The 23,315-nt window shown below is 72.7% G+C and carries 19 protein-coding genes and 1 pseudogene; 13 read left to right on the top strand and 7 right to left on the bottom strand.

Annotated elements, in window-relative coordinates; all coding sequences use genetic code 11:
• Positions 1–9 precede the first annotated feature (9 nt).
• From O7601_RS21800 to O7601_RS21780, 5 genes are all read left to right on the top strand, one after another.
• On the top strand, positions 10–2,799 hold the full coding sequence (locus tag O7601_RS21800) for a sialidase family protein (protein ID WP_281562940.1): 2,790 nt from the start codon (positions 10–12) through the stop codon (positions 2,797–2,799).
• A 26-nt stretch (positions 2,800–2,825) separates the two neighbouring features.
• Positions 2,826–3,677, top strand: coding sequence for a carbohydrate ABC transporter permease (locus O7601_RS21795; RefSeq protein ID WP_281562939.1), 852 nt, complete (start codon positions 2,826–2,828; stop codon positions 3,675–3,677).
• Positions 3,674–5,005, top strand: a complete 1,332-nt coding sequence (locus tag O7601_RS21790; protein ID WP_281562938.1) for a sugar ABC transporter substrate-binding protein — start codon at positions 3,674–3,676, stop codon at positions 5,003–5,005. The genes O7601_RS21795 and O7601_RS21790 overlap by 4 nt, the downstream gene beginning before the upstream one ends.
• The gene (locus O7601_RS21785) at positions 5,002–6,039 is read left to right on the top strand and encodes an ABC transporter ATP-binding protein (protein ID WP_281562937.1); all 1,038 of its coding nucleotides are present in this window, start codon (positions 5,002–5,004) and stop codon (positions 6,037–6,039) included. Before O7601_RS21790 ends, O7601_RS21785 begins: the two co-directional genes overlap by 4 nt.
• Positions 6,040–6,110: 71 nt before the next feature.
• Positions 6,111–6,980, top strand: a complete 870-nt coding sequence (locus tag O7601_RS21780; protein ID WP_281567003.1) for a sugar ABC transporter permease — start codon at positions 6,111–6,113, stop codon at positions 6,978–6,980.
• 7 nt (positions 6,981–6,987) lie between these two features.
• Here the strand turns inward: O7601_RS21780 and O7601_RS21775 are convergent, their stop codons facing one another.
• Positions 6,988–8,613 carry an LLM class flavin-dependent oxidoreductase gene (locus tag O7601_RS21775; protein ID WP_281562936.1) on the bottom strand — a complete coding sequence of 542 codons (1,626 nt, stop codon included), beginning with the start codon at positions 8,611–8,613 and terminating at the stop codon, positions 6,988–6,990.
• Positions 8,614–8,724: 111 nt separating this feature from the next.
• Here O7601_RS21775 and O7601_RS21770 point away from each other — a divergent pair, with 111 nt between their 5' ends.
• Both O7601_RS21770 and O7601_RS21765 read left to right on the top strand, forming a co-directional pair.
• Positions 8,725–9,255: a MarR family transcriptional regulator gene (locus O7601_RS21770; protein ID WP_281562935.1), complete on the top strand. Its 531-nt coding sequence runs from the start codon at positions 8,725–8,727 to the stop codon at positions 9,253–9,255.
• 65 nt (positions 9,256–9,320) lie between these two features.
• Positions 9,321–9,923: an MBL fold metallo-hydrolase gene (locus O7601_RS21765; protein WP_281562934.1), complete on the top strand. Its 603-nt coding sequence runs from the start codon at positions 9,321–9,323 to the stop codon at positions 9,921–9,923.
• Positions 9,924–9,999: 76 nt separating this feature from the next.
• Here the strand turns inward: O7601_RS21765 and O7601_RS21760 are convergent, their stop codons facing one another.
• From O7601_RS21760 to O7601_RS21745, 4 genes are read right to left on the bottom strand one after another with little or no spacing between them, the layout of a single operon-like run.
• Complete coding sequence (locus O7601_RS21760) at positions 10,000–12,384, bottom strand: tetratricopeptide repeat protein (protein WP_281562933.1); 2,385 nt, start codon at positions 12,382–12,384, stop codon at positions 10,000–10,002.
• On the bottom strand, positions 12,381–14,144 hold the full coding sequence (locus O7601_RS21755) for an ABC transporter permease subunit (protein WP_281562932.1): 1,764 nt from the start codon (positions 14,142–14,144) through the stop codon (positions 12,381–12,383). Before O7601_RS21755 ends, O7601_RS21760 begins: the two co-directional genes overlap by 4 nt.
• Entirely contained in the window at positions 14,141–15,415 is a 1,275-nt protein-coding gene (locus O7601_RS21750; protein WP_281562931.1) for an extracellular solute-binding protein, read from the bottom strand. Before O7601_RS21750 ends, O7601_RS21755 begins: the two co-directional genes overlap by 4 nt.
• Entirely contained in the window at positions 15,412–16,056 is a 645-nt protein-coding gene (locus O7601_RS21745; RefSeq protein WP_281567002.1) for an ATP-binding cassette domain-containing protein, read from the bottom strand. The genes O7601_RS21750 and O7601_RS21745 overlap by 4 nt, the downstream gene beginning before the upstream one ends.
• 105 nt (positions 16,057–16,161) lie before the next feature.
• On the opposite strand from O7601_RS21745, the gene O7601_RS21740 reads away from it, so the two are divergent.
• The gene (locus tag O7601_RS21740) at positions 16,162–16,809 is read left to right on the top strand and encodes a phosphotransferase (protein ID WP_281562930.1); all 648 of its coding nucleotides are present in this window, start codon (positions 16,162–16,164) and stop codon (positions 16,807–16,809) included.
• Between the two features lie 63 nt (positions 16,810–16,872).
• The gene (locus tag O7601_RS21735) at positions 16,873–18,357 is read left to right on the top strand and encodes an NAD(P)/FAD-dependent oxidoreductase (RefSeq protein WP_281562929.1); all 1,485 of its coding nucleotides are present in this window, start codon (positions 16,873–16,875) and stop codon (positions 18,355–18,357) included.
• A 7-nt stretch (positions 18,358–18,364) separates the two neighbouring features.
• Here the strand turns inward: O7601_RS21735 and O7601_RS21730 are convergent, their stop codons facing one another.
• A complete protein-coding gene (locus tag O7601_RS21730) occupies positions 18,365–18,739 on the bottom strand; it encodes a low temperature requirement protein A (protein ID WP_281562928.1) in 375 nt (124 codons plus the stop codon).
• Positions 18,740–18,829: 90 nt separating this feature from the next.
• Positions 18,830–19,184 (bottom strand): annotated as a pseudogene (locus O7601_RS21725) (low temperature requirement protein A); the annotation flags it as partial.
• Positions 19,185–19,455: 271 nt separating this feature from the next.
• On the opposite strand from O7601_RS21725, the gene O7601_RS21720 reads away from it, so the two are divergent.
• The 4 genes from O7601_RS21720 to O7601_RS21705 all read left to right on the top strand — a co-directional run bounded on the left by O7601_RS21720 (position 19,456) and on the right by O7601_RS21705 (position 23,254).
• Positions 19,456–20,541 carry an S-(hydroxymethyl)mycothiol dehydrogenase gene (locus O7601_RS21720; protein WP_281562927.1) on the top strand — a complete coding sequence of 362 codons (1,086 nt, stop codon included), beginning with the start codon at positions 19,456–19,458 and terminating at the stop codon, positions 20,539–20,541.
• Positions 20,541–21,170: an MBL fold metallo-hydrolase gene (locus O7601_RS21715; RefSeq protein WP_281562926.1), complete on the top strand. Its 630-nt coding sequence runs from the start codon at positions 20,541–20,543 to the stop codon at positions 21,168–21,170. Before O7601_RS21720 ends, O7601_RS21715 begins: the two co-directional genes overlap by 1 nt.
• A 72-nt stretch (positions 21,171–21,242) precedes the next feature.
• Positions 21,243–22,346, top strand: a complete 1,104-nt coding sequence (locus tag O7601_RS21710) for a DUF3626 domain-containing protein (protein WP_281562925.1) — start codon at positions 21,243–21,245, stop codon at positions 22,344–22,346.
• A gap of 209 nt (positions 22,347–22,555) precedes the next feature.
• Complete coding sequence (locus O7601_RS21705; RefSeq protein WP_281562924.1) at positions 22,556–23,254, top strand: hypothetical protein; 699 nt, start codon at positions 22,556–22,558, stop codon at positions 23,252–23,254.
• Positions 23,255–23,315: the final 61 nt, after the last annotated feature.

Here is a 23,315-nt window from a genome sequence, read left to right as displayed (position 1 = left end):
GGAACCCTCGTGAAGCGTAGACGTCGCCATCTTCTTGTTGGCCTGGCGGTCGGTGCCCTGGTGGCGTCGACAGGTCTGGTCGGCATCCACTACGCCGGCGCCGAGGTGCCAGCACCCGTCGCGGTCGGCGGGGAGATGCCCAACGCGCTCGGCGCCCACCTGGAGCGGCTACGCCGAGCCGTCCCGGGCGACAGCGGAATGTCCCCCGACGGACCGGGCGGCGCCGCCCAGCAGGCGTTCCTGGAGCGCGCCTACCCGGCGGACGCGATCACCATAGCCCAGTTGGACCGGTCGAAGGCGGCCTTCACGGCGGCCGACAAGCGGTTCCGGGGCAGCCGGCAATGGACCAACGTCGGCCCGAGCGAGGCGCTCTACCCGTTCACCGAGTACCGCAACGCCTTCAACTACGTGCCCAACGAATACGTCGCCGGTGGTCGGGTCACCTCGATCGACATCAGCCCGGACTGCTCGAAGCTGCTCTGCCGGGCGTATGTCACCCCGGCCGGTGGTGGGGTCTGGGGCACCCTGAACATCCTCGCCGCCGAACCGAAGTGGTTCTACCTGGGCGGCCCGCTGGGCATCAACGCCGCCGGCGCGGTGACGATCGACCGCAACGACCGCACCGGCCTGACCATCTACGTCGGCACCGGCGAGGCCAACACCTGCGGCTCTGGCTGTGTCGCCGGCGTCGGTCTGTACCGATCGACGAACGGTGGCCTGACCTGGTCCGGCCCGCTGGGCAAGGACGTGCTCGGCGGCAAGGGCATCGGTGAGATCACCATCAAGCCCGGCGACCCCAAGACCCTCTACGTGGCCACCACCACGGCGCTGCGCGGCATGTCCAGCTCCTGCTGCACCGGGGTCACCCGGCCGGTGCCGGACGCCGAGAAGTGGGGTCTGTACAAGTCCACAAATGGCGGCAAGAGCTGGAAGTTCATCCACAACGGCTCGGCCGACGCCACCGCCTGCACCGGCAGCGCCGCCGAGTACAACAACACCGCCACCTGCTCGCCGCGCGGCGTACGCCAGGTGAAGCTCGACCCGCGCGACGCCAACATCGTCTACGCCAGCTCGTACGCCCGGGGCGTGTGGCGTTCGTCCGACGCCGGAGCGACCTGGACGCAGATCAAGCCGTCGCTCAACCCGGCGATGTTCCAGACCCGCCCGGCGATCGACGTGACCGCCCTGCCCGGCGGCAAGACCCGGATGTACGTCTACGAGGGCAACACCGGCACCCCGTACTCGCGACTGTTCCGCAGCGACGACGTGGCCGCCGGCTCGCCGACGTTCACCGACCTGACCAGCTCCAACCCGGCCGATCCGGGCTTCGCCACCTACAACCAGTGCACCGGCCAGTGCTGGTACGACGTGTTCGTGCACACCCCGGCGGGGCACCCGGACATCGTCTACACCGGCGGCTCCTACGTGTACGGCGAGACGGTGGCCAACAAGCGGGCCGTGATCCTCTCCACCGACGCCGGGGTCAGCGGCACCGACATGACCTACGACGGCACCGACGAGCTGCACCCCAACGGCCTGCACCCCGACCAGCACGACCTGGTCACCAACCCGCGTAACCCGTACCAGTTCTTCGAGGCCAGCGACGGCGGCGTGATGCGCTCCAGCGGCGAGTTCGTGGACCGCTCGTCGTGGTGCGACAACCCGGACCGGAACCTCACCACCCAGGCCCAGCGGGACCGCTGCCGGCAGCTGCTGTCGAAGATTCCGTCGAAGCTGGACGGCGTCAACAAGGGCATGAACACGCTGCAGTTCATCAGCCTCTCGGCCAGCCCGCACGACGTGAACCTGTTGCAGGGCGGTACCCAGGACAACGGCACCTGGGAGAACAAGGGCCAGCGGCAGCGCTGGGTCAACACGATGATCGGTGACGGCGGGGCCTCCGGCTGGGACGTCGCCCGCCCCGAGTTCCGGTTCCACACCTACTACGACGTCTCGCCCGAGGTGAGCTTCGCCAACGGTGACATCGCCAGCTGGATCTGGACCGCCGACCCGATCTACGGTCAGCCGGGCAGCCTGTTCTACGCTCCGGTGATCAGCGACCCGAAGGTCAGCGGCACCATGTTCGCCGGCACCGGCCTGACGGCGTACCGCACCAAGACCTTCGGCCTGGGCGACCGCAGCCTGGCCGAGGCCGACCGGATCTGCAACTCCTGGACCGGCACCTACGAGGAGGACTGCGGTGACTGGGAGCCGCTGGGCACCACCAACCTGACCGGTACCGGCTGGGGCGACCGGGCCGGCGGCGCGGTGTCGGTGATCCAGCGGGTCGACTCCGACAGCTCCACCGCCTGGGCGGCCACCAGCACCGGCCGGGTCTTCGTCAGCCGCAACGTCGACGCCGAGCCGGCCGCCGCGGTGACCTGGACCCGGGTGGACAGCGCCACCACCCCGAACCGCTTCGTCACCAGCATCCACATCGACCCGGCGAACCCGGCCCGGGCGTGGATCTCCTACAGCGGGTACGGCTCGAACACGCCGACCACTCCCGGCCACGCCTTCGAGGTGACGGCCACGGCCGACGGGGCGACCTGGAGCGACAGGTCGTACGACTTCGGGGACCAGCCGATCACCGACCTGGTCCGTGACGACGTCACCGGCGACCTGTACGCCTCCACGGACTTCGGGGTGCTGCTGCTGCCGAAGGGCAAGAAGTCCTGGACCAAGGCGGCTCGGGGCATGCCGAACGTCGAGGTGGCCGGCCTGACCATCGTGCCCGGCGAGCGGATCCTCTACGCTGCCTCGCACGGTCTCGGCGCCTGGAAAATGACGTTGAAGTAGGGAACACGATCATCGGCACAACGTTGGTGAGGGGTCGCCGTCGCGGCCCCTCACCGCTGCCCGAACGGGCCGCCCGGCTGTGGCGTACGCTCGGCGCGGCCTTCGTCCTGTTGGTCTTCGTTCCGCCCCTGCTGCTGCTGGTCTCCGGCTCCCTCACCGAGCCCGGCCTGCCACCGTCGCCGACTCCGCAGCTGGTGCCCGACCCGCTCTCCACCACCGGCTACCAGCGGGCCCTCGACCTCGGGGGTCTGCTGCGTGCCTCGCTCAACTCGCTGCTCGTCGCCGTGGTGGCGGTGCCGTTGAGCGTGCTCGTGGCCGCACTGGCCGGCTTCGCGCTGGCCAGAATCGCCCCGCGCACCACCGTGGTAGTGGTGGCCGCCTCACTCGTCGCGCTGATGGTGCCGGCGACCGCCCTGCTGGTGCCCCGTTTCGCGATCTTTCGCCTGTTCGGGCTGACCGACACCCTCGTACCGTTGATCGCCCCGGCGCTGCTGGGCACCTCGCCGCTCTACGTCCTGGTCTACTACCTGGCCTTCCGAGCGCTGCCGGCCGACCTGTACGACGCCTGCCTGGTGGAGGACCTGTCGCCGCTGCGCACCTGGTGGCGGGTCGCGTTGCCGCTGGTACGCCCGGTGACCGCCGGGCTGACCGCCCTGACCTTCGTGCTGACCTGGTCGAATTTCCTCGACCCGCTGATCTACATCTACGACCGCGACCTGTTCACGCTGCCGCTGGCGCTGCGGTCGCTGTCCCTGCTGGACCCGACGAACTTCCCCGTGTTCCTGGCCGGGGCGGTGATCGCCACGGTGCCCGCACTTGTGGTCTTCGCGCTGGCGCAGCGGCGTTTCCTGCACCACGACGACCGAGCCGAGGGATGACCATCGTGCGAATCAGAACCCTGTCCGCCCTCGCGTTGAGCGCCCTGCTCGCCCTCACCGGCTGCGGCTCCGGTGGCGGGTCGTCGGCCGGCGATCCGGTCAAGCTGCTGGTGTTCGGCGCTCCGGAGGAACTGGGCGCGTACCGCACCCTGATCGAGGCGTACCAGCAGGCCCGGTCCGGCGAGCGGATTCAGCTGATCGAGGCCAGTGACCGCAAGGACCTGCTCGCCCGACTCGCCACCTCGGTGGCCGGCGGCGCACCACCGGACCTGTTCCTGATGAACTACCGCTTCTACGGCCAGTTCGCCGCGAAGGGGGTGGTGGAGCCGCTGGACGAGTGGATCGCCGGCTCGTCGGTGCTCGACCCGGCCGACTACTACCCGGTCGCGATGGAGGCGTTTCGGTGGGACGACGCCCAGCTGTGCCTGCCGCAGAACGTCTCCAGCCTCGCCGTCTACTACAACCGCACCCTGTTCACCAAATACGGGGTGCCCGAGCCGACGGCCGGCTGGACCTGGAACGACCTGGTCACCACCGCCACCCTGATGACCCGCGACGACCGGGGGCTGGTGATCAAGGGCACCGAGGCCGAGGGGGCGGCTCGGCTGCCCGCCGTACACGGGCTCGGCGTGGAGCCGTCGATCATCCGGCTCGCCCCGCTGGTCTGGTCCAACGGCGGTGAGATCGTCGACGATCCCGAACGGCCCACCCGGCTCACCCTGGACAGCCCGGCCGCCCGCGAGGCGCTGCGGAACCTGATCGACCTGCGGCAGGCGTACGGGGTGGTGCCCAGCGACGCCGAGGTGGAGGCGGAGGACGACGAGTCACGCTTCCTCAACGGCCGGCTCGCCATGTTGATGAGCTCCCGCCGAGCCACCACCAACTTCCGCACCATCACCGGCTTCGAGTGGGACGTCGCGCCGTTGCCGGTCTACCGGCAGCCGGTCGGGGTGCTGCACTCCGACGCGTACTGCATGACCCGTGGATTACGCAACAAGGATGCCGCATGGCGATTCATGGAGTACGCGATGTCCGGGGAGGGACAGCGGATCATCGCCGCCACCGGGCGTACCGTGCCGTCGCACATGGAGGTGTCCCGCTCACCGGCGTTCCTGGACCCGAACCAGCCGCCCCGCAACTCGCAGGTCTTCCTCGACGCCATCCCCACCGTCCGGGCGCTGCCGACCGTCTCCACCTGGCCCGAGATCGAGGATCTCAGCTACGGCATCCTGGAGAACGCCATGCACCGCGGCGACAAGCTCGACGACGTGATCCGGGAGTTGGACGCCAAGAGCCGGCCGATGTTCGCCCGGGGAGAGAACGGGTGAGCGACGGGCTCGTCCTCGACAGGGTCAGCGCCGCCTACCGCGACACCACCGTGCTGCACGAGGTGGACCTCAGCGTCGCCCGGGGTGAGCTGCTGGTGGTGCTCGGCCCCTCCGGTGCCGGCAAGTCGACGGTGCTGCGGGTGGTCGCCGGGTTGGAACCGGTCACCGCCGGGCGGGTCCGCATCGCCGACCGCGACGTCACCGGGGAGCGACCCGGCCGACGCAACGTGTCGATGGTCTTCCAGTCGTACGCCCTGTTCCCGCACCTGACCGTGGTCGAGAACATCGCCTTCGGGCTGGAGGTACGCGACACCCCACGCCGACTGGCCCGCGAGCGGGCCCGGGCGGCGGCCGAGACGGTGGGCTGCGCCGGGCTGCTCGACCGGCGGCCCGGGCAGCTCTCCGGTGGGGAACGTCAACGGGTCGCCCTGGCCCGGGCGTTGGTCCGCGAACCGGACGTGTTCCTGCTCGATGAGCCGCTGTCCAACCTGGACCTGGCGCTGCGCGCCGAGATGCGGACCGAGCTGCGGGCCCTGCACGACCGGCTCGGGGCGACAATGGTGCACGTCACCCACGACCAGACCGAGGCGCTGGTACTCGCCGACCGGATCGCGGTGCTGCGTGCGGGTCGGGTCGAGCAGGTGGGCACCCCGGACGAGATCTGGCGTAGCCCGGCGACCAGCTTCGTGGCCCGGTTCGTCGGCTCGCCGGCGATGAACCTGCTGCCGGCGGACGGGCCGCTGCGACCACGAGGCGACGCGCCGACGCTGACGGACGAGGAGCCGCTGGAGATCGGGTTCCGCCCCGAGGCGGTCACCCTCGACGCGGCCGAGGGCACCCCGGCCACAGTCGATCGGGTCGAGGTGATCGGTGAGGACGCCTTCGCGTACCTCCGCCTCGCCGCCGGGCACCAGGTGGTCGCCCGGATGCCGGCCGCCCGCCGGCCCGAGCGGGGCGCGACCGTGCGCCTCGACGTGCCTTGGGCGGACACGCACCTGTTCCACACCGTCACCGGCCGCCGGTACCAGCCGTGACCGCCGGCGACGCGGCGTCGAGGCGGCGAGCGGTCCGGCCGGACACCCGGGCGCGGCGGCAGTTGGCGTTGATGCTGACGCCGTACCTGATCGGTCTGGTCGGGTTGGTGCTGGTGCCCGCTCTGGTCACGCTCGGCATGTCGGTCACCGACTACGACCTGCTGCGCCCGCCGACCTGGGCCGGGCTGGACAACTTCGCCGCCCTGCTGGAAGATCCGATCTTCCGGGTGGCGCTGCTCAACTCGGTGGTCTTCGCGCTGGTGGCGGTACCGCTGCGGGTGCTACTGGCGTTGGGCCTGGCGCTGCTGCTGCACCGCCGGGCGGCCGGCGTCGGCACCGCCCGCACCGCCACGCTGCTGCCCACCGCCGTACCCGAGATCGCGTACGGACTGCTCTGGTTGTGGCTGTTCAACCCGCTGTACGGGCCGATCAACCAGCTGCTGCGGGTCGGCGGGGAGAACGGGCTGACCGCGCTGGGGCGTACCCCGCCCCAGTGGTTGACCGACCCGACAAGTGCCCGCGCCGGCATCATCCTGATGAGCCTGTTCACCATGGGGGAGACCTTCGTGGTGCTGCTGGCCGCCCGGCGGGCGCTGCCCCGCGACGTCTACGAGATGGCCGCCATCGAGGACGCCACCGGCTGGGACATCTTCCGCCGGATCACCCTGCCGCTGATGGCGCCGGTGCTCGCCCTGCTGGCCGTCCGCGACGCCGTGGCCAGCCTGCACTTCACCTTCGTGCCGGCGTTCGTGGTGACCGACGGCGGCCCCCCGCCGTACGCCACCACCTACCTGTCGCTCTTCGTCTACCAGACCGGATTCGAGTACCTGCGGTACGGCTACGCGGCGGCGGCGACCCTGGTGATGATGCTGCTGACCGTCGCCGCGGTGCTCGTGCAATGGCGGCTCATCCGCCGCTACCGTCGCTTCTACCAGGTGTGACCGATGCCTAGTGTACGCCGAGGCGGGCGATCGGCTCGACCAGTTCACGCTCCTCGTAGGACAGGTGCGACAGCAGCGTGTCGCTGAGCAGGTCCACCGCGGCGCGCAGGTCGGCCATTCCGTCCGGGGTGGCCACGAAGGCGACAAGCGCCCGGTCGACGCCCTCCAGCACGTCGTGGATGGCGTGGTGTTCCTCCTCGAGCCGGTCGATGACCGGTGCGAGTCGTGGGTCGGCCCGCCGCAGGTGCGGGAAGAGCGACCGGTCCTCGATCGTGTGGTGGGTGGTGACCACCCGGCAGTACGACTCGCAGTAGGTGCCCAACGTCCACTTGTTCTGCCGCATGGTCATCGTGTTGATGTGCGAGCGGGCCGCACCCACGTCGATCAGGCCGGCCGCGACCTGCTCGATCAGGTCGTGGATCTGCGCCAGCTCGGCGCGCAGGCCGTCGTGCACGTCGATCAGGTGCTGCGCGCCCGCCTGGTCGTGCGCGGTGTAGGTGCGCTGCGGATCCGGGGTTGGTCCGGCCGGTCGGGCCGCCTCGTCCCACACCCGCACGGCGCTGCGGCGTACGCCGTCATCGGGTGTCGGCACCACGGCGAACGTGGCCGCGCCGACCGCGGCCGGGCGGCCGGTCGGGCCGGCCGAGGTGGCGCCGCGGCGCGTGTCGCCGGTGGTGTCGGTAGTGGCGCGGGTCTGGTCGGCCTCGGTGCGGGTTCGGTCGGCCGGGGCACCGGTCGGCGGGTCGGCCCGTTCGGTGGCGACCAGTTCCCGGGTGGCCGGTGCCACCTCGGCGGCGAACCGCCGCAGATCGTCCGGATCATCGCTGGCCAGGATGAACGTGCTGATCCCCTCGGTGAGGGCCAGGTCGGCGAGTTCCTCGGCCCACTGCTCGGCCGGACCGTTAAGCGGGCCACGTCCGGTGGCCGCGAACCGTCCGTTGACGTTGAGCAGCCGGCGCACGTCGGCGGGGGAGCGGCCGGCGTCGGTGGCGGCCTCGTCGATGACGGCGTTGCCCCGGGCCAGGTCGCCGGGTTGCAGGTAGGCCAGTGAGGGCAGCCAGCCGTCCGCCCGCCGGCCGGTCAACGCCAGCATGCGCGGCTTGTACGCGCCGAGCCAGATGCCCACGTCGTGAGCGGGGGCCGGCCCGCGTTTGGCGCCGACCGCCCGGTGAAACTCGCCGGGGACCCGGACGCCGCCGGGGGCGTCGACAGCCCAGATCTGGCGGATGATCTCGATTGCCTCCTCCAGGGCGCGTACCCCCTGGCCCGGAGAGAGGCGTCGGCCGCCCATCGCCTCGATGGCGTCCCAGAACGCGCCGGCGCCGAGGCCAAGCTCCATTCGGCCGTCGCTGAGCAGGTCGAGGCTGGCCACGCTCCGGGCGAGCACGGCGGGCGGGCGCAACGGCAGGTTGGTGACGTTGGCCGACAGGCGTACCCGTTCGGTGCGAGCCGCGACGAAGCTGAGCAGTGTCCAGGTGTCCAGGAAGGCCGGCTGGTACGGATGGTCCTGGAACGTCACCAGGTCGAGCCCGACCTGCTCGGAGAGCATGGCCAGGCCGACCGGTCGGGTCGGGTCGGCGTTGCCGGGCGTGAGAAACGACCCGAAGGTCAGTGGGTGCCCGTAGTCGCTCATCTCGGCCGTCCTTCCGGTCGTGCGGCGCGAAACCGCGCCGGCAGGGGGAATGTTATGTCGCACAGAACATCATTACTCAAGAAAATATGTGATCTACGCTATCGTGGGTTGATGAGCGGCGCCCAGGCCAGTGACCCGATCAACGACGACCTCGGTTGGATGCTCGGTGTCGTCTTTCGTGCCTACATCCGCGCCGCCGAGCATGCCGTCGGTGACCTGCCCGGCGGGCCCCGCGGATACCAGGTACTCACCTCGGCCGACCGGGAGCCGGCCCGCAACCAGGGCGCCATCGCCGAGGAACTGGGCATCGACCGCACCGTGCTGACGTATCTGATCGACGATCTGGAGCGGGCCGGGCTGGTGGTCCGCCGACCCGATCCGGCAGACCGGCGCAGCCGCCTGGTCACCCTCACCGAGTCCGGACGGACGGCCGCGCGGGAACGCCGCGAGGCCCTCGGCGCGGTCGAGTCGCGCCTGTTGCGGGAGTTGTCGCCGGAACAGGCCGGCACCCTGCGTGACCTGCTGCGCCGGGTGGCCTGCGCGGCGCAGGCGGTCGACCCGCTCACCGACCTGTGTCAGGTGGTCGAGGCGGAGCGGCCGCCGGCCGGTCGCGCGGGACGGCGGCGTCCGACCCGGACCTGACCCTGGGCGCGTCGGCCGCCGCGCGGGGGCATCCGGCGATAGGTTCCGCGGCGTACCGTCCCGGAATGCGGATCACGAAGTACACCCATTCCTGCGTCCGGCTCGAACACGACGACGTCGTGCTCGTCATCGACCCGGGCACCTGGAGCGAGCCGCGGGCACTGGTCGGCGCGGACGCCGTACTGGTCAGTCACGAGCACACCGATCACATCGACGTGCTCCGGCTCGCCGGCCTCGGGGTGCCGGTCTTCGCGCCGGAGGGAGCCGCCCTGCCGGACCTGGCGCCGCTGCCGGTGACCCGGGTGCGCCCGGGGCAGCGCTTCACCGCCGCCGGCCTGGACGTCACCGCGGTCGGTGGACGGCACGCCACCATCCACGCGGGGCAGCCCGACTGCCCGAACCTCGGCTACCTCGTGGCCGACGCGGTCTACCACCCGGGCGACTCGCTGGCCCCGCCGGACCGGCCGGTGCGCACCCTGCTGGTGCCGGCGCAGGCGTCCTGGCTGAAACTGACCGAGGCGATCGATTTCGCGGTCGGGGCCGGTGCGGCGGAGGTCCTGCCGATCCACGACGCGCAACTCAACGAGCGTGGCCTGGCCAGCGTCAACGGCTGGTTCGGCGAGACCGTGCCGGGCTACCGCTACCTCGCGCCGGGCCAGACCCGCTGAACCGGGCGGGCCCGGGACGGTCGCCCCGCGCCGGCCGGCGGCGGACCGACCCCCGCCCCGCCGGCCGCCGCCGCAGTCACCCCGGGCGAGGCTCGGCCGGGCGCTCACCGCCCAGCCGGACGTCGGCCGCCTGCTGGCCATCATCGTCCCCGGCCATCTCGCAGATCGCCGCCGCGTCCGCCCAGTGCCCCCGGGCCTCCTCGTGGTCGCCGAGCGCCGCCGCCGCGTCGCCCAGGTGCAACAGCGTCCGGCCCAGCCCGGCATCCGGGCGGCCACCCTCGCGCAGCCGCCAGCTCTCGGCCAGCAGCTCGTACGCCTGCCGGGCCTGCCCCGGCGCCACGCCCAGCAACGCCACCCCAGCGTTGAGCAGCGCCACCGCCCGGTTGGTCGGATCACCGAGCGACTCGTGTTCGCGCAGCGCGGCCCGCCACGCCTGCGCCGCGTCGAGGTGTTCACCCATCGCCGAGTGGACCAGCACCAGATTCGTCAACGCCGCCGCGTAGCCGCGTGCGTCGCCGAGCGATCGGAACGAGTTCGCCGCCCGCACCAGCAGGTCGTGCGCGGTCTCAAACTCGTGCCGCGCCAGCCGCGCCGTCCCCAGCCCGAGGTCGCTGAGCGCTCGACCGGCGCGGTCGGCGCTGGCCCGGTGGCGCCGCGACAGCTCCAGATGCTCCACCGCCTCGTCGGTACGGCCGAGGTCGAGCAGGGCCAGCCCGAGATTCATCCGCGCCTGGGCGGTGCCCCGGCGGCTCTGCCCGGCCACCGCCAGACTGAGCGCGGCCACCGCACCGTACGGGTCGTGCCGGCGACGACGCAGCACGCCCAGCTCGTTGTGGGCCCAACCGGCGATCTCCGGTCGGTCGTGGGCGGTGGGATTGACCAGCACCGTCCGGCAGGCGTCCTCCCACTCGTCGAGCCGTTCGGTGTGGGCGAGCCACCCGCACAGCGCCACGGCCAACCGGAACCACCAGTCCCGCACCCGGCGCGGCAGCGTCTCCACCGCGCCGGCCGGCACCTTCACCACCGCCAGCAGCAACTCCTGATGCAGGTCGAACCAGCCGTACGGATCGTCGTCGGGCAGCCGCTGGTCGCGGTCGAGCGCACCGGTCGCCAGGGTGGCCACCTGCTGCTCGGCCCGGCGGGCCAGATGCCGGGTCAGCCGCGCCTGCCCGGTGACCCGCCGGTGCACCGGTTCGGCCTCCCGCAGATGCATCCGGGCGTACCCGGCGAGCAGCGGACGGACCTCGTACCGGTCGCCGGGCGCGCCGACGACGAAGGCGCCGTCGGCCAGCTCGTCCAGCAGGGCGGCGACCTTGTGCGGTCGGCGACCGGCGAGCGCGGCGATGGTCGCCCGGTCCAGCGGTACCCGACTCAGCGACAGCAGCCGCCACAGCCGGCGAGCCTCGCCACCGAGCGCCTGGTACGCCGTGTCGCGCGTGGTGACCAGACTCGTCACGGGAGACACGCCCACCCGCTGGTGCGGCGGAGTGTCGGCGGCGCGTCGCAACGCGTGCAGCACGTCGGCGGGCCGCCAGCCGTGCTGCGCGCTGCGCCGTCCCAGCTCCGTCACCGCGCGTGGCTGTCGTCCACACAGCTCGACGATGGCCCGTACCGCCGGGTCGGCGCGCGGATCGGGGCGGTGCGGGCGGGCCACCGCGGTCGCCTCGCCGGCGTCGGCGAACATCTGCACCGCGTCGTCGACATCCGGCTCGGCCAGCCAGTACGCCACCACTCCGTCGACGGCGGCGAGCCGGCCGGTGCCGGCCAGCAGCAGCCGGCAGGCCCGGGCGGTCGGCGGCAGCAGCGGCCGGATCTGCGCCGCCGAGTCCACGTTGTCGAGCACCAGCAGCACCTTGCGGCCGTCCAGTTGGCCGCGCAGCTCGTCGGCGGCGTCGGCGAGGTCGTCGGGCCGACCGGACCGGGGCGCTCGGGTGCCGACGATCCGGGCCAGCGCGGCCAGCACCTCCCGGGGTGAGCGGGCCTGTCCACCCCGGCGCACGTCGAGGTAGTACTGCCCGTCGGGGAAGTCCGCGCGGCTCAGGTTCGCCGCCTGGATCGCGCACCAGGACGTGCCGACGGCGCGCCGGCCCACCACCGCCACCGCGTGTTCTGGGGCGAGCATGGCCACCACCGCCTCCGCCTGACCCTGCCGACCGGTGTACCCGGCCGGCCACGGCAGCGTCGGCGCGCTGCTGCCCGTCGGGGCGTCGGCCTCCGCGCCGGCCAGCAGCTGCTGGCGTTGCCACCGCCGCCACTCCACCAGGATGGACGCGGCCACCCCGAGCACCGCCAGGCCCAGGCTCGCCGAGCCGAGGACGGTCAGCGACAGATCGGAGATCAGGTTGCTGGTGATGTTGCCGAGCACGGCGCTGACCCCGGCACCGATCACCCCGCCGGCGGCCAGCAGCACACTCAGCAGCCGTGACCGCCGGTGGGCCTGCCGTGGTGGGGTTCCGGTCACCGCACGCCCCCGGCGACCAACCCGGCGACCACCTGCCGGCGGGCCAGCACGAACACCAGCACCGGCAGGATCGAGGCGAGCACGCAACCGGCGGCGAGGGTGCCGCTGCCGGTTGCGAAGCCCCGGGTCTGCCCGGCGAGGAACAACCCGAGCGGAGCGGCGTCCGGCCCGCTGAACAGCAGACCCACCACCAGGTCGTTCCACACCTGCACGAACTCCAGGACCGCCACCGCCACCAGCGCGGTGCGGTTGTGCCGGGCCAGCCGGCGCAATGTGCCCCACCAGTGCCGCCCGCCGAGCCGGGCGGCACGAATCTGGTCGGCGGGCAGGTCGGCGAAGGAGTTGCGCAGCACCAGCACCGCGAACGGAACACCCAGGGCGATGTGCACCAGGGCCACCCCCCGGGCCGTGCCGGAGGACAGCACCAGCCCGAGCACCTCGTTGAGCGGGCCGGCGATCACCTGCACCGGGACCACCACCGCGGCCATCAGCACCAGCCCGGTGACCTGGGCGGCCGGCCCGGTCAGCCAGGCCAGGGGGTAGGCGGCGAGCAGCGCGACGCCCAGCACCGCGGCGGTGACGACGATGGCGAGCACCAGCGTGAAGCCGAGGCTGCGCCACAGCTCCGTGCCGCTGAGCACAGCCCGGTAGGAGTCCAATACCGGCGGGCCGGACCACCAGGCACCGGTGGCCGCCCGTATCGGATTCTGCAACGACGTGGCGGCCAACACCCCCAGCGGCAGCAGCCAGGCGACCGCCGCACCCGCGGCGAGCAGCCGGGCCAGCCGGCGCGGTGGCCGCGCGGTCGCGGCACTGCCCGGCGGCTGCTGCGGCGGTGGCCATGCCTGCCGGACGAACAGGGCCACCACCAGCATGCCGGCGGTCACCGCCACCAGCCAGACGACGCCCAGGGCGGCGCCCTCGCCGGTGGTCGTCGCACCGGAGGTCTGCCAGATCCGCAGCGACAGCACCGCCGCCTCGTCGCGCACCGATCCCGGCGTCATCACCAGGATCAGGTCGAAGGTGCGGCTGGTGCCGACGGCGACCAGGGCGAAGACCACCGCGACGGTACGCAGCAGCAGCGGTCGCCACTGCGCGTCCCAGAGCACGTCGCGACGGGTGCCGCCGAAGGCCCGGACCGCGTCGACGAGCCCGGTCGGCACCGCGTCGAGAGCCGCCCGGAACACCAGCATCGCCAGCCCGACCCAGGCCCACACGAACGCCGACATCACCGCCACGGTGACCAGTTCCGGTCCGAGCAGCTGCGGCAGTTGCTCCGGGTCGCCTCCGGTCACCCGGGCCAGCAGCAGGGTGACCAGCCCGCGCTCCGGGTCGGGGTCGTAGAGCAGCCGGAAGGTCAGGCCGGTGACCACCAGCGGCAGCGCGGTCGGCACCACCAGGATGAGCCGGACCAGCCAACCCTCCTGGGAACGTTGGGAGGCCGCGGCGAGCAGGTAGCCCAGGACGGTGACCACCATCGGTACCAGCAGCGCCCACAGCAGGGTGCGTCCGATGACCGCGGCGGTGCCGGGGGCGGCGAGGGCGGCCCGGTAGTGTTCGTCGCCCACCCAGCGGCCGTCGGTGGTGACGCTGGCGTGCATGGTACGCAGCACCGGCCAGGCGAGCAGGCCGCCGAGCAGCAGCACGGCCGGTGCCAGCAGCGCCCAGCCGACGCCGGCCGCCGGGTAGGCCCGGCCGCGGCGGGGCGGCCCGACATCGTCGAGCACGGCCAGCTCGCCCAGCAGCGGGCCGCGGCTCACCTGCCGCCCCTCGCCGTCGCCCGGGCCGCCTCTGCCAGCTGCCCGGTGGCCCGGCGCACCGCCTCCCGGGCCGGCACCCCGTCGGTCACGTCCATGAAGAAGTCCTGCATGATCCGCCAGATCCCGACCCCGTCGGTGCCGGTGAAGGTGCCGGGCAACTGGTCGGAGAGGTCGAACTGCACGGTGTCGGCGGCGCGCAGCTCGTCGGCGAGGCGTCGGCGCAACGGGTCGCGGTAGCTGTCCACCGGCACGGCGAGGTTGGGGGAGAGGTAACCCCCGGCGTCCAGCCAGGGCCGGAAGGCCGCCGCGTCGCTGAGCCAGTGCACCAGTTCCGGCCCGCCGTCGGAGCCGGCGAACGCCACCGCCGCGTCACCGCCGACGATCAGCGGTTGGTCGGCCATCCGGGCGCCCGGAAAGCGGAAGGTGGCCACCGGCTCAGTGCCGCGGCGGAATTGGGCGACGACCGCATCGACGAAGTCGGCCTCGAACACCATTGTCGCCTCGCGGTGGTGCACCACCTGGATGATCGACTCGCCGAACTGGGTGAGCAGGGCTCGCCGGCCTCCGCCCGGGAATGCGCCGTCGATACTCCACAGCTCGGCGAGCCGGTCCAGCGCGGACGCCACGGGTCGGCCCCGCCAGTCCGCCTCACCACGGGCCAGCGCCTCGTAGAGGTCCACGCCGGCGACGTCGGCGAGCACGTTCTCGAACCAGTCGGTGAGCACCCAGCCGTCCGCCGCGCCGACCGCCAGCGGGGCCGGACCCGCGTCCGCCCGGTGTCGTGCGCCGAGCCGGCGAGTCAACGCCACCAGCGCGTCCCAGGTTCGCGGCGCCTCGGCCAGCATCGACGGGAAATGCCAGAACAGCGACTTGTGCGCCGCCTTCACCCAGACGCCGTAGCGATGCCCGCCGACGGTGAGCAGGTCGGTCATGCCGGCCGGAGCGGTGTAGCTCACGGCCGGGGTCACCTCGCTGAGCCAGCCCCGCCGGGCGTACTCGACCACCAGCCCAGGGCGGGGCAGGATCGCCACGTCGGGACAGGTGCCGGCGGCGCGGCGCGCGGTCAGGAAGGCGTCGATGTCGTTGCCCACGCCGACCACCTGCACCGTCGCCGGATAGCCGGTGACCAGCTCACGGAACCGGTCCAACTCGTCGTTGGCCCAGACGACCGCCACCTGCACCGACCGGCGCCCCTGCCCACAACCCGCCGCCACCGCGACCGCCGCGGCGGCGCCCAGCAGCGTACGACGACGCAACCCGGTCCCGGTCATGCCCGCACCGCCGGCTGGACCGGACCGGGCGGGACCTCGTGGACGACCGGCACCCGTTCGGTGACACCGGCCAGCACCTCCTCCTCGGCCGAGCAGAGCAGTACCGTCACACCCGGAGCGTCCGGTGGGGTCGTGCGCTGGAGCAGCTCCGGCAGGCAGACCCCGTCGACCGGGGCCGGCAGGTCGACCACCAGCACCTCGGGCAGGCAGGCCATGGCGCGGGCGAGGGCGACCCGGAACCGTTGCGCCTCGGACAGCAGGTGCGGGCGCAGACCCAGCGTCGCGGCGAGTTCGAGCCGGTCGACCAGGACGGCCGCCCAGCCCTCGGCGACATCGCGCACCCACTGGCGTCGGCGCTGACCATAGGAGACGTTGCGCCCGACGGTGAGGTGGGGCAGCAGGGCACCGCCAGCCGGCACGTACCCGATCCGACGACGTAGCGGCGGCAGGTTGGTGACGTCGCGGCCGCCGACCAGGATCCGGCCGCTGACCGGCGCGGCCAGCCCGACCATCACCCGCGCCACGGCGGTGGCCGGCCGGGGCCGGGCGACCAGGGCGACCGTCGAACCGACGGTCACGTCGATGTCGAGCGGCGACATGTCCGGCACGGCCACGAGGTCGTGTGTGCGTATCGTGACCATCACCTCCGGTGACCTGCTGTCATCCCAGCCTGTCACAGGCAGGCTACGTTCGGTGGACGTGGTCCCGTCCGTCTGCCCTGGGCGCTGCCGGTTACCGTGCCACCCATGGGAACGACCCCCTTCGCCGCCGGCCGCGACGCCGACGTGTACGCCCTCGACGACGCCCGGGTGCTGCGCCGCTACCGCGACGGCACCGACGTCACCGTCGAGGCCCGATTCATGTCCCACCTGCACGCCGCCGGATTCCCGGTGCCCCGGGTGCACCGCGCCGACGGCGCGGACCTGGTCATGCAGCGGGTGGCCGGACCGACGATGCTTCAGGCGCTGGTGGCGGGCGCGATCGAGGTGGAACGGGGAGCCGCCGTCCTCGCCGGACTGCACCGTCGACTGCACGCCGTCGCACCGCTGCCCGGCACCCCGGACGGCGAGCGCATCCTGCATCTGGACCTGCACCCGGACAACGTCATCCTCGACCCGAGCGGCCCGGTGCTGCTCGACTGGCGCAATGTCCGGCACGGCCCACCCGGGCTGGACGTGGCAATGACCGCCCTGATCCTCGCCCAGGTCGCCGTCGACCCGGACCAGCCGATGGCCACGGCGGCCGACGAGATGCAGCGCGCCTACCGGTACGCGCTGCGGGACCACGCCGCCCCGCTCGTCGCCGAGGCGCTGGCCATCCGACGGGCCAACCCCACCCAGACCCCGACCGAAATCGCGCTCCTCGACGCCGCGGCGGCCCTGCTCGACTCGTGAACTCCCAACCCACCTGCGGCAGGCGATAGGGTCTTGATCAGCACTGCGCGGGCGGGAGACGAGATGACCTCAGAGCATGTCGACGTGCTCATCGTCGGTGCCGGTCTCTCCGGTATCGGAGCCGCCTGCCACCTGCGGCGGCGTCACCCGGGGCGGACCTACGCGCTGGTCGAGGCGCGTGACGCGATCGGCGGCACCTGGGACCTGTTCCGCTACCCCGGGGTGCGTTCGGACTCGGACATGTTCACCCTCGGCTACTCGTTCGCGCCGTGGACCGCACCGAAGAGCCTTGCCGACGGCGACACCATCCGCGACTACCTGCGCCGTACCGCCGACGAGCACGACGTCACCCGACACATCCGGTTCCGGCAGCGCGTCCAGCGGGCCGAATGGGACAGCCACCAGGCCCGCTGGACGGTGTACGTACGCCGCGAGGACACCACCGAGACCGTCGTACTCACCTGCTCCTTCCTGTACGCCTGCACCGGCTACTACCGGTACGAGGCCGGCCACGCCCCACACTTCACCGGCGAGGAACGGTTCACCGGTCGGATCGTGCATCCGCAGCACTGGCCCGCCGACCTCGACCTCACCGGCCGGCGGGTGGTGGTGATCGGCAGCGGCGCCACCGCCGTGACGCTGGTGCCGGCATTGGCCCGGCAGGCGGCCCGGGTGACCATGCTGCAACGCTCACCCACGTACCTGCTGCCGCTGTCCTCCCACGACCGCGTTGCCGACGCCGTGCGACGGTTGCTGCCGGCGCGCCTGGCACATCGGACCGTGCGCTGGAAGAACATCCTGCTCGCCACGGCCAACTACCAGCTCAGCCGGCGCGCCCCCGGGCTGGTACGCGGGTTGCTGCATCGCGCGGCTGCCCGTCGGCTGCCCGCCGACTTCGACGTCAGACGTCACTTCACCCCCCGCTACGACCCGTGGGACCAGCGGCTGTGCGTGGTTCCCGACGGTGACCTGTTCACTGTCCTTTCGGACGGGCGGGCCGAGGTGGTCACCGATACCGTGGACACCTTCACCGCCCGGGGCGTCCGGCTCACCTCGGGTCGGGAACTGCCCGCCGACGTGGTGGTCACCGCCACCGGGCTGGACCTGCTCGCCCTCGGCGGGATGACCCTGCGGGTGGACGGGGCGAAGGTGGACCTGCCGGAGACCGTCGCGTATCAGGGCATGATGCTCTCCGGGGTGCCGAACTTCGCCATGACCATCGGCTACACCAACGCCTCCTGGACGCTCAAGGCCGACCTGGTGGCCGGCTACGTGTGCCGGCTGCTGCGCCACCTGGACCGCACCGGAACCCAGATCGTCACCCCGCTCGCCCCGCCACCAGGCCCGCGTACGCCGTTGATCGGCCTCACCTCCGGTTACGTGCGGCGCGGCGTCGGCAGGCTGCCCCACCAGGGCACCCGGGCGCCGTGGCGGCTGCACCAGAACTACCTGCGTGACCTGCTGCCCATGCGGTACGGGCGGCTGACCGACCCCAACGTCCGGTTCGACCGGGCCGGCGTGTCGTCACCGAGCCCCGTCGACGCGTAGGTTCCGGTCACCGTCGGTGCGCAGCCGCGATCCTCCCGGTCGCCGGCCACCGCAGGGTCGCCGCCAGCCCGACCAGCACCACCGCCACGAGGTACACCGGCACCGGTGTCAGCGGAGTGAGCAGGACCGCCACCGAGGCCGCCGGCACCGCCGCCGGCCTCGCCCGGTTCCCGGCCGGCAGCATGCGCAGCCCCCACAGCACCAGCAGCACGACCGCCACCGGCACCGCCACCGCGTAGCCGGCGACCAGACCGTCGACCTCGGCGGGGCGGTGCCGGTGCTCCACCGCGACCGCCAGTCCCGCGCCGACCGCGCCGAGTCCGGCGAACACGCCGAAGTGCCCGTACCCCCAGGCCAGCGCCCCCTGCAGGGACGACGGCACCTGGATCGGCCGGTCGAAGTAGAGCCACCAGGGCGGTGCGCCGATGCGCCGGGTCGTTGGCGGCGGCCCGCAGCCAGTTGCCGACGGTGGCCAACCGCATCACCACGTAGCCGAGGGTCACCGTCGCGTAGTCGGCGCTCTCGAAAGCCTGCGGCACGCCGGCGGCCAGGATCAGCGCGCCGGCGACCTGCACCAGCGTGGTGAGTCGGTACAGGTCGTCGTCGGTGTCGTACGCCGAGGCGAACCAGGTCACGTTCATCCAGGCCCACCAGATCCCGAAGAACACCATCGAATAGCTGACGACGGCGTGCCAGAGCTGGCCCGCCACCAGCGCGTCGTGCAGCTCCCCGGCGGCCTGGGTGACGGCGACCACGAAGGACAGGTCGAAGAAGAGTTCCAGTGGGGTCGCCGCCCGGTGCGGCTCGTCGCGACGGCGGGGCCGCATCGGGCGACGCCACGGGCGGGAAGGGCGACTGGTGATCACGGACCCTCCTGGCGGCGTGCTCAGCCACACCATAGGCGCGGTGCTGGCCGTGCCGGGTCGGATCGCCACGTCCGCGCCAGCCGAAGTCCGCTGCCCGCCGCGGCGGGCAGCGGCGGTGACGCGGTGCCGATCCGGCGTCGCGGCGGTAGGTTCGCCTCCGGAGGCGAACGACGGCTGCCGCCGCCGCGCGGCGACGGTGCAGCCGTGGGGCCGGTGCGAGTAGGAGGAGAGCGTGAGCCAGCAGGTACGGGGAGTTATCTCCCGCAGCAAGGGCGCGCCCGTCGAGGTCACCGAGATCGTGGTGCCCGATCCTGGGCCGGGCGAGGCGGTGGTCCGGGTGCAGTCGTGCGGCGTCTGCCACACCGACCTGCACTACCGCGAGGGCGGCATCAACGACGACTACCCGTTCCTGCTCGGCCACGAGGCCGCCGGCATCGTCGAGCAGGTCGGCGAGGGCGTGGACGCGGTGGCAGCCGGCGACTTCGTGGTGCTCAACTGGCGGGCCGTCTGCGGCGTGTGCCGGGCCTGCCGGCGCGGCCGTCCGTGGTACTGCTTCGCCACCCACAACGCCGCCCGGAAGATGACCCTGACCGACGGCACCGAACTCGCCCCGGCGCTGGGCATCGGCGCCTTCGCCGAGAAGACCCTGGTCCACGCCGGCCAGTGCACGAAGGTGGACCCGGCGGCCCGGCCGGCCGCCGTCGGACTGCTCGGCTGCGGGGTGATGGCTGGCCTCGGCGCGGCGATGAACACCGGCGGGGTGACCCGGGGTGACTCGGTGGCGGTGATCGGCTGCGGTGGCGTCGGCGACGCGGCGGTGGCCGGCGCGGCCCTGGCCGGCGCGACCACGATCATCGCGGTGGACACCGACTCCCGCAAGCTCGACTGGGCCCGCCGGTTCGGTGCCACCCACACCGTCAACGCCTCCGAGGCCGACCCGGTGGCGGAGATCCAGGCCGCCACCGGCGGCTTCGGTGCCGACGTGGTGATCGACGCGGTCGGTCGGCCGGAGACCTGGAAGCAGGCATTCTACGCCCGCGACCTGGCCGGCACCGTCGTGCTGGTCGGCGTGCCCACACCCGAGATGCGCGTCGAACTGCCCCTGTTGGACGTCTTCGGCCGGGGTGGCGCCCTCAAGTCCAGCTGGTACGGCGACTGCCTGCCCAGCCGGGACTTTCCGATGCTCACCGAGCTGTACCGGCAGGGCCGCCTCGACCTGGACGCCTTCGTCACCGAGGAGATCGGCCTGGACGGGGTGGAGGAGGCGTTCGACCGGATGCACCGGGGCGACGTGCTCCGCTCGGTGGTGGTCTTCTGATGGCCGCCCGGATCGACCACGCGGTCACCTCCGGCACCTTCTCCCTCGACGGCCAGACCTTCGACGTGGACAACAACGTCTGGGTGATCGGCGACGACGCCGAGTGCGTCGTGATCGACGCCCCGCACGACGTCGACGCCATCCTCGAGGTGGTGGCCGGGCGGCGGGTCACCGCGATCGTTGCCACGCACGCCCACGACGACCACGTCCGGGTCGCCCCGCGGCTGTCCCGGGCCACCGGCGCCCCGGTGCTGCTGCACCCCGCCGACCGGGTGCTCTGGGACATGGTGCATCCCGACGAGCCACCGGGCGGCACCCTCGACGACGGCCAGGCCATCACGGTGGGCGGCACCACGCTGACCGTGCTGCACACCCCCGGGCACAGTCCCGGCGCATGCTGCCTGCACGCCCCCGGACTGGGCGTCGTCTTCACCGGCGACACGCTGTTCGCCGGCGGGCCGGGCGCCACCGGCCGCTCGTACAGCGACTTCGGCACCATCGTCGACTCGATCCGCGACCGGCTGCTCACCCTTGCGCCGGACACGATCGTGCACACCGGGCACGGCGACAGCACCAGCATCGGGGCCGAGGCTCCACAGTTGCCACAGTGGCTGGCCAGCCGCCATTGAGCCGGGCACCTCTTCGCCGCCGCCCGCGAAACCGGGATGCGGCCAGGAGCCGGTCCCGGCGAGACTGCCGGCATGCCCGTCGATCCGACCCTGACCGCCGCACAACGCGCGGCCCTGCGCCACGTGCGCGCGGTGGCACTGCGCGACCGTCCCGCCGCGCTGGCGGTCATCGGGCGGGCACTCGCCGCCGTCGGGGTACGCCACGAACCGGAGCGGCTCGTCGCGGCGATCGGCCGGCAGGGACGGATCACCCTCAACTTCCACCCGGACCGGCTGCGCGCCGACGGCCGCACGGTCGCCGAGGCGCTTGCCGTCGACGGGGTCTACCGCAGCCAGTTCGAGACGCGGATCTCCAATGGCGGCCTCACCGCGTACCCCGGTGGGGATCGCGACCGCTGGGAGGAGCGCCTGTTCGGCGGCGCCTACCAGCGACCGGGCGTCGACCCGGCGGAGCGGCCGAAGTACGGCGGCCTCAACCTGCTCGACCATCCCGACGGCGCCTGTCCCCGGTTCGGCTCCTGTCACCTGCGGCTGCGTCCCGAGGTGCTGACCCGGACCACCTTCTGCTTCGGCGACAGCCACCTCGGACCGCGCGACGTCGGCACCGTCGACGTGGTCGAGCCGGTGCTGGCCGCACTGATCACCGCCACCACCGACACCGGCGTGTGCCTGGGCCGGCCCGGTACGGACCTGGTGACCCTCACCGGTGAACTGTTGCGCCGTCGCGAGGCGCTGGCGGCGCAGCCCCGGGCCGCCGGCCGGGCCCTCGACGACTACGTCGAGGCGCAGGTGCACGGCGAAATCCGACTGGACCGCGACGTCCTGGAACTGGTCGTCGATCCCTCGTTCCAGGGCACCGAGACCGCGGCGAAGCTGATCGCCGCCGCCCGCCGGTACGACTTTCCGATCCGCTGGCACGCCGGCTTCGCACTCCCGGTGAACCGGGTGGACGCCGAGTTTCGTGGGCCGGCGATCCCGTTGTTGGCGGCCCGGGTGCACGCCGCGTTCGGTGGGACGGGTGAGCCGCTGCACGCCGCGCTGATCGGGCGGGCCGCGGCGTCGGTGGTCAGTGACCCGGGCCGGTGGGCCGACCACGGACCGACCACGGACACCTTGCAGCAGCTCAAGCAGCTCTGGCACGTCCTGGTGCGGTTCGGCGACCCGTACGAGGTGTGACGCGCACCGTCCGTTTCGTGCCCACCGGCTCGGTCTGCGCCGTGACCTGGGTCGCAGCCAACCGCCACCAGCAAATTTCCGGAATGGCGGACTTGTCAACCGGGTTGTGTCCCCCATAGCGCCAGCTGGCAAACCTCGACCAGCTCGGCCTGTCCCCCGAGAGCGGCTCGCACCCGAGCGGCTCGTACCCGATCGAAAGGGCAACCATCGTGAAGCCGGACTTCACTCGATGGCTCCCGGCCATCGCGACGATCCCGAACCGGAAGACCGCGCTCAGCGTGGTGGGCGTGACCGCCCTCGCCGGACTCGCCTTCGGCCCAACGGCCGTGGCCGCACCGATCACCGCCGGGCCGCATGCCGGCGCGGTCGCGGCGATCGACCGGGCGACCGGTCGCACCAGCACCGGCGTGACCGTGGAATCCGGGCTGACCACCGCCGGCCGCACCGACAAGCCGGACGCCGGGAAGCCGACCCGGGACGAACTGATCCCGCACGGCGTGCAGGGCGCCCAGTCGCGCGTGCCGCTCGACGACGCCCAGCGCGACAATGCCAAGACCATCATCGAGGTGGCCAAGCGCACCGGTGTGGGTGAGCGCGGCGCCGTGATCGGCATCGCCACCGCGTTGCAGGAGTCGAAGCTCTACAACCTCGGACACCTGGGCGCGTGGAACGACCACGACTCGCAGGGCCTGTTCCAGCAGCGTCCGTCCACCGGTTGGGGCAGCGTGGAGCAGATCCGGGATCCCGAGTACTCCTCGACCGTCTTCTTCGAGGCCCTGAAGAATGTCGGCGGCTGGCGGGACCTGCCGCTGACCACCGCCGCGCAGACGGTGCAGGTGTCGGCCTACCCGTTCCACTACGCGCAGTGGGAGGAGCAGGCGGCGGACATCGTCTCCCAGCTCTGGTGACTCCAGTGGCGACCGGCCGGCCCGCGCCTGGGCCGGCCGGTCGCGCGTCTCCGGTTGCGGC

This window comes from Verrucosispora sp. WMMD573 (assembly GCF_027497175.1).
Classification (GTDB): Bacteria; Actinomycetota; Actinomycetes; order Mycobacteriales; family Micromonosporaceae; genus Micromonospora.
The sequence above is the reverse complement of the archived record's forward strand: the minus strand, read 5'-3'. Positions and strand labels throughout refer to the sequence as shown.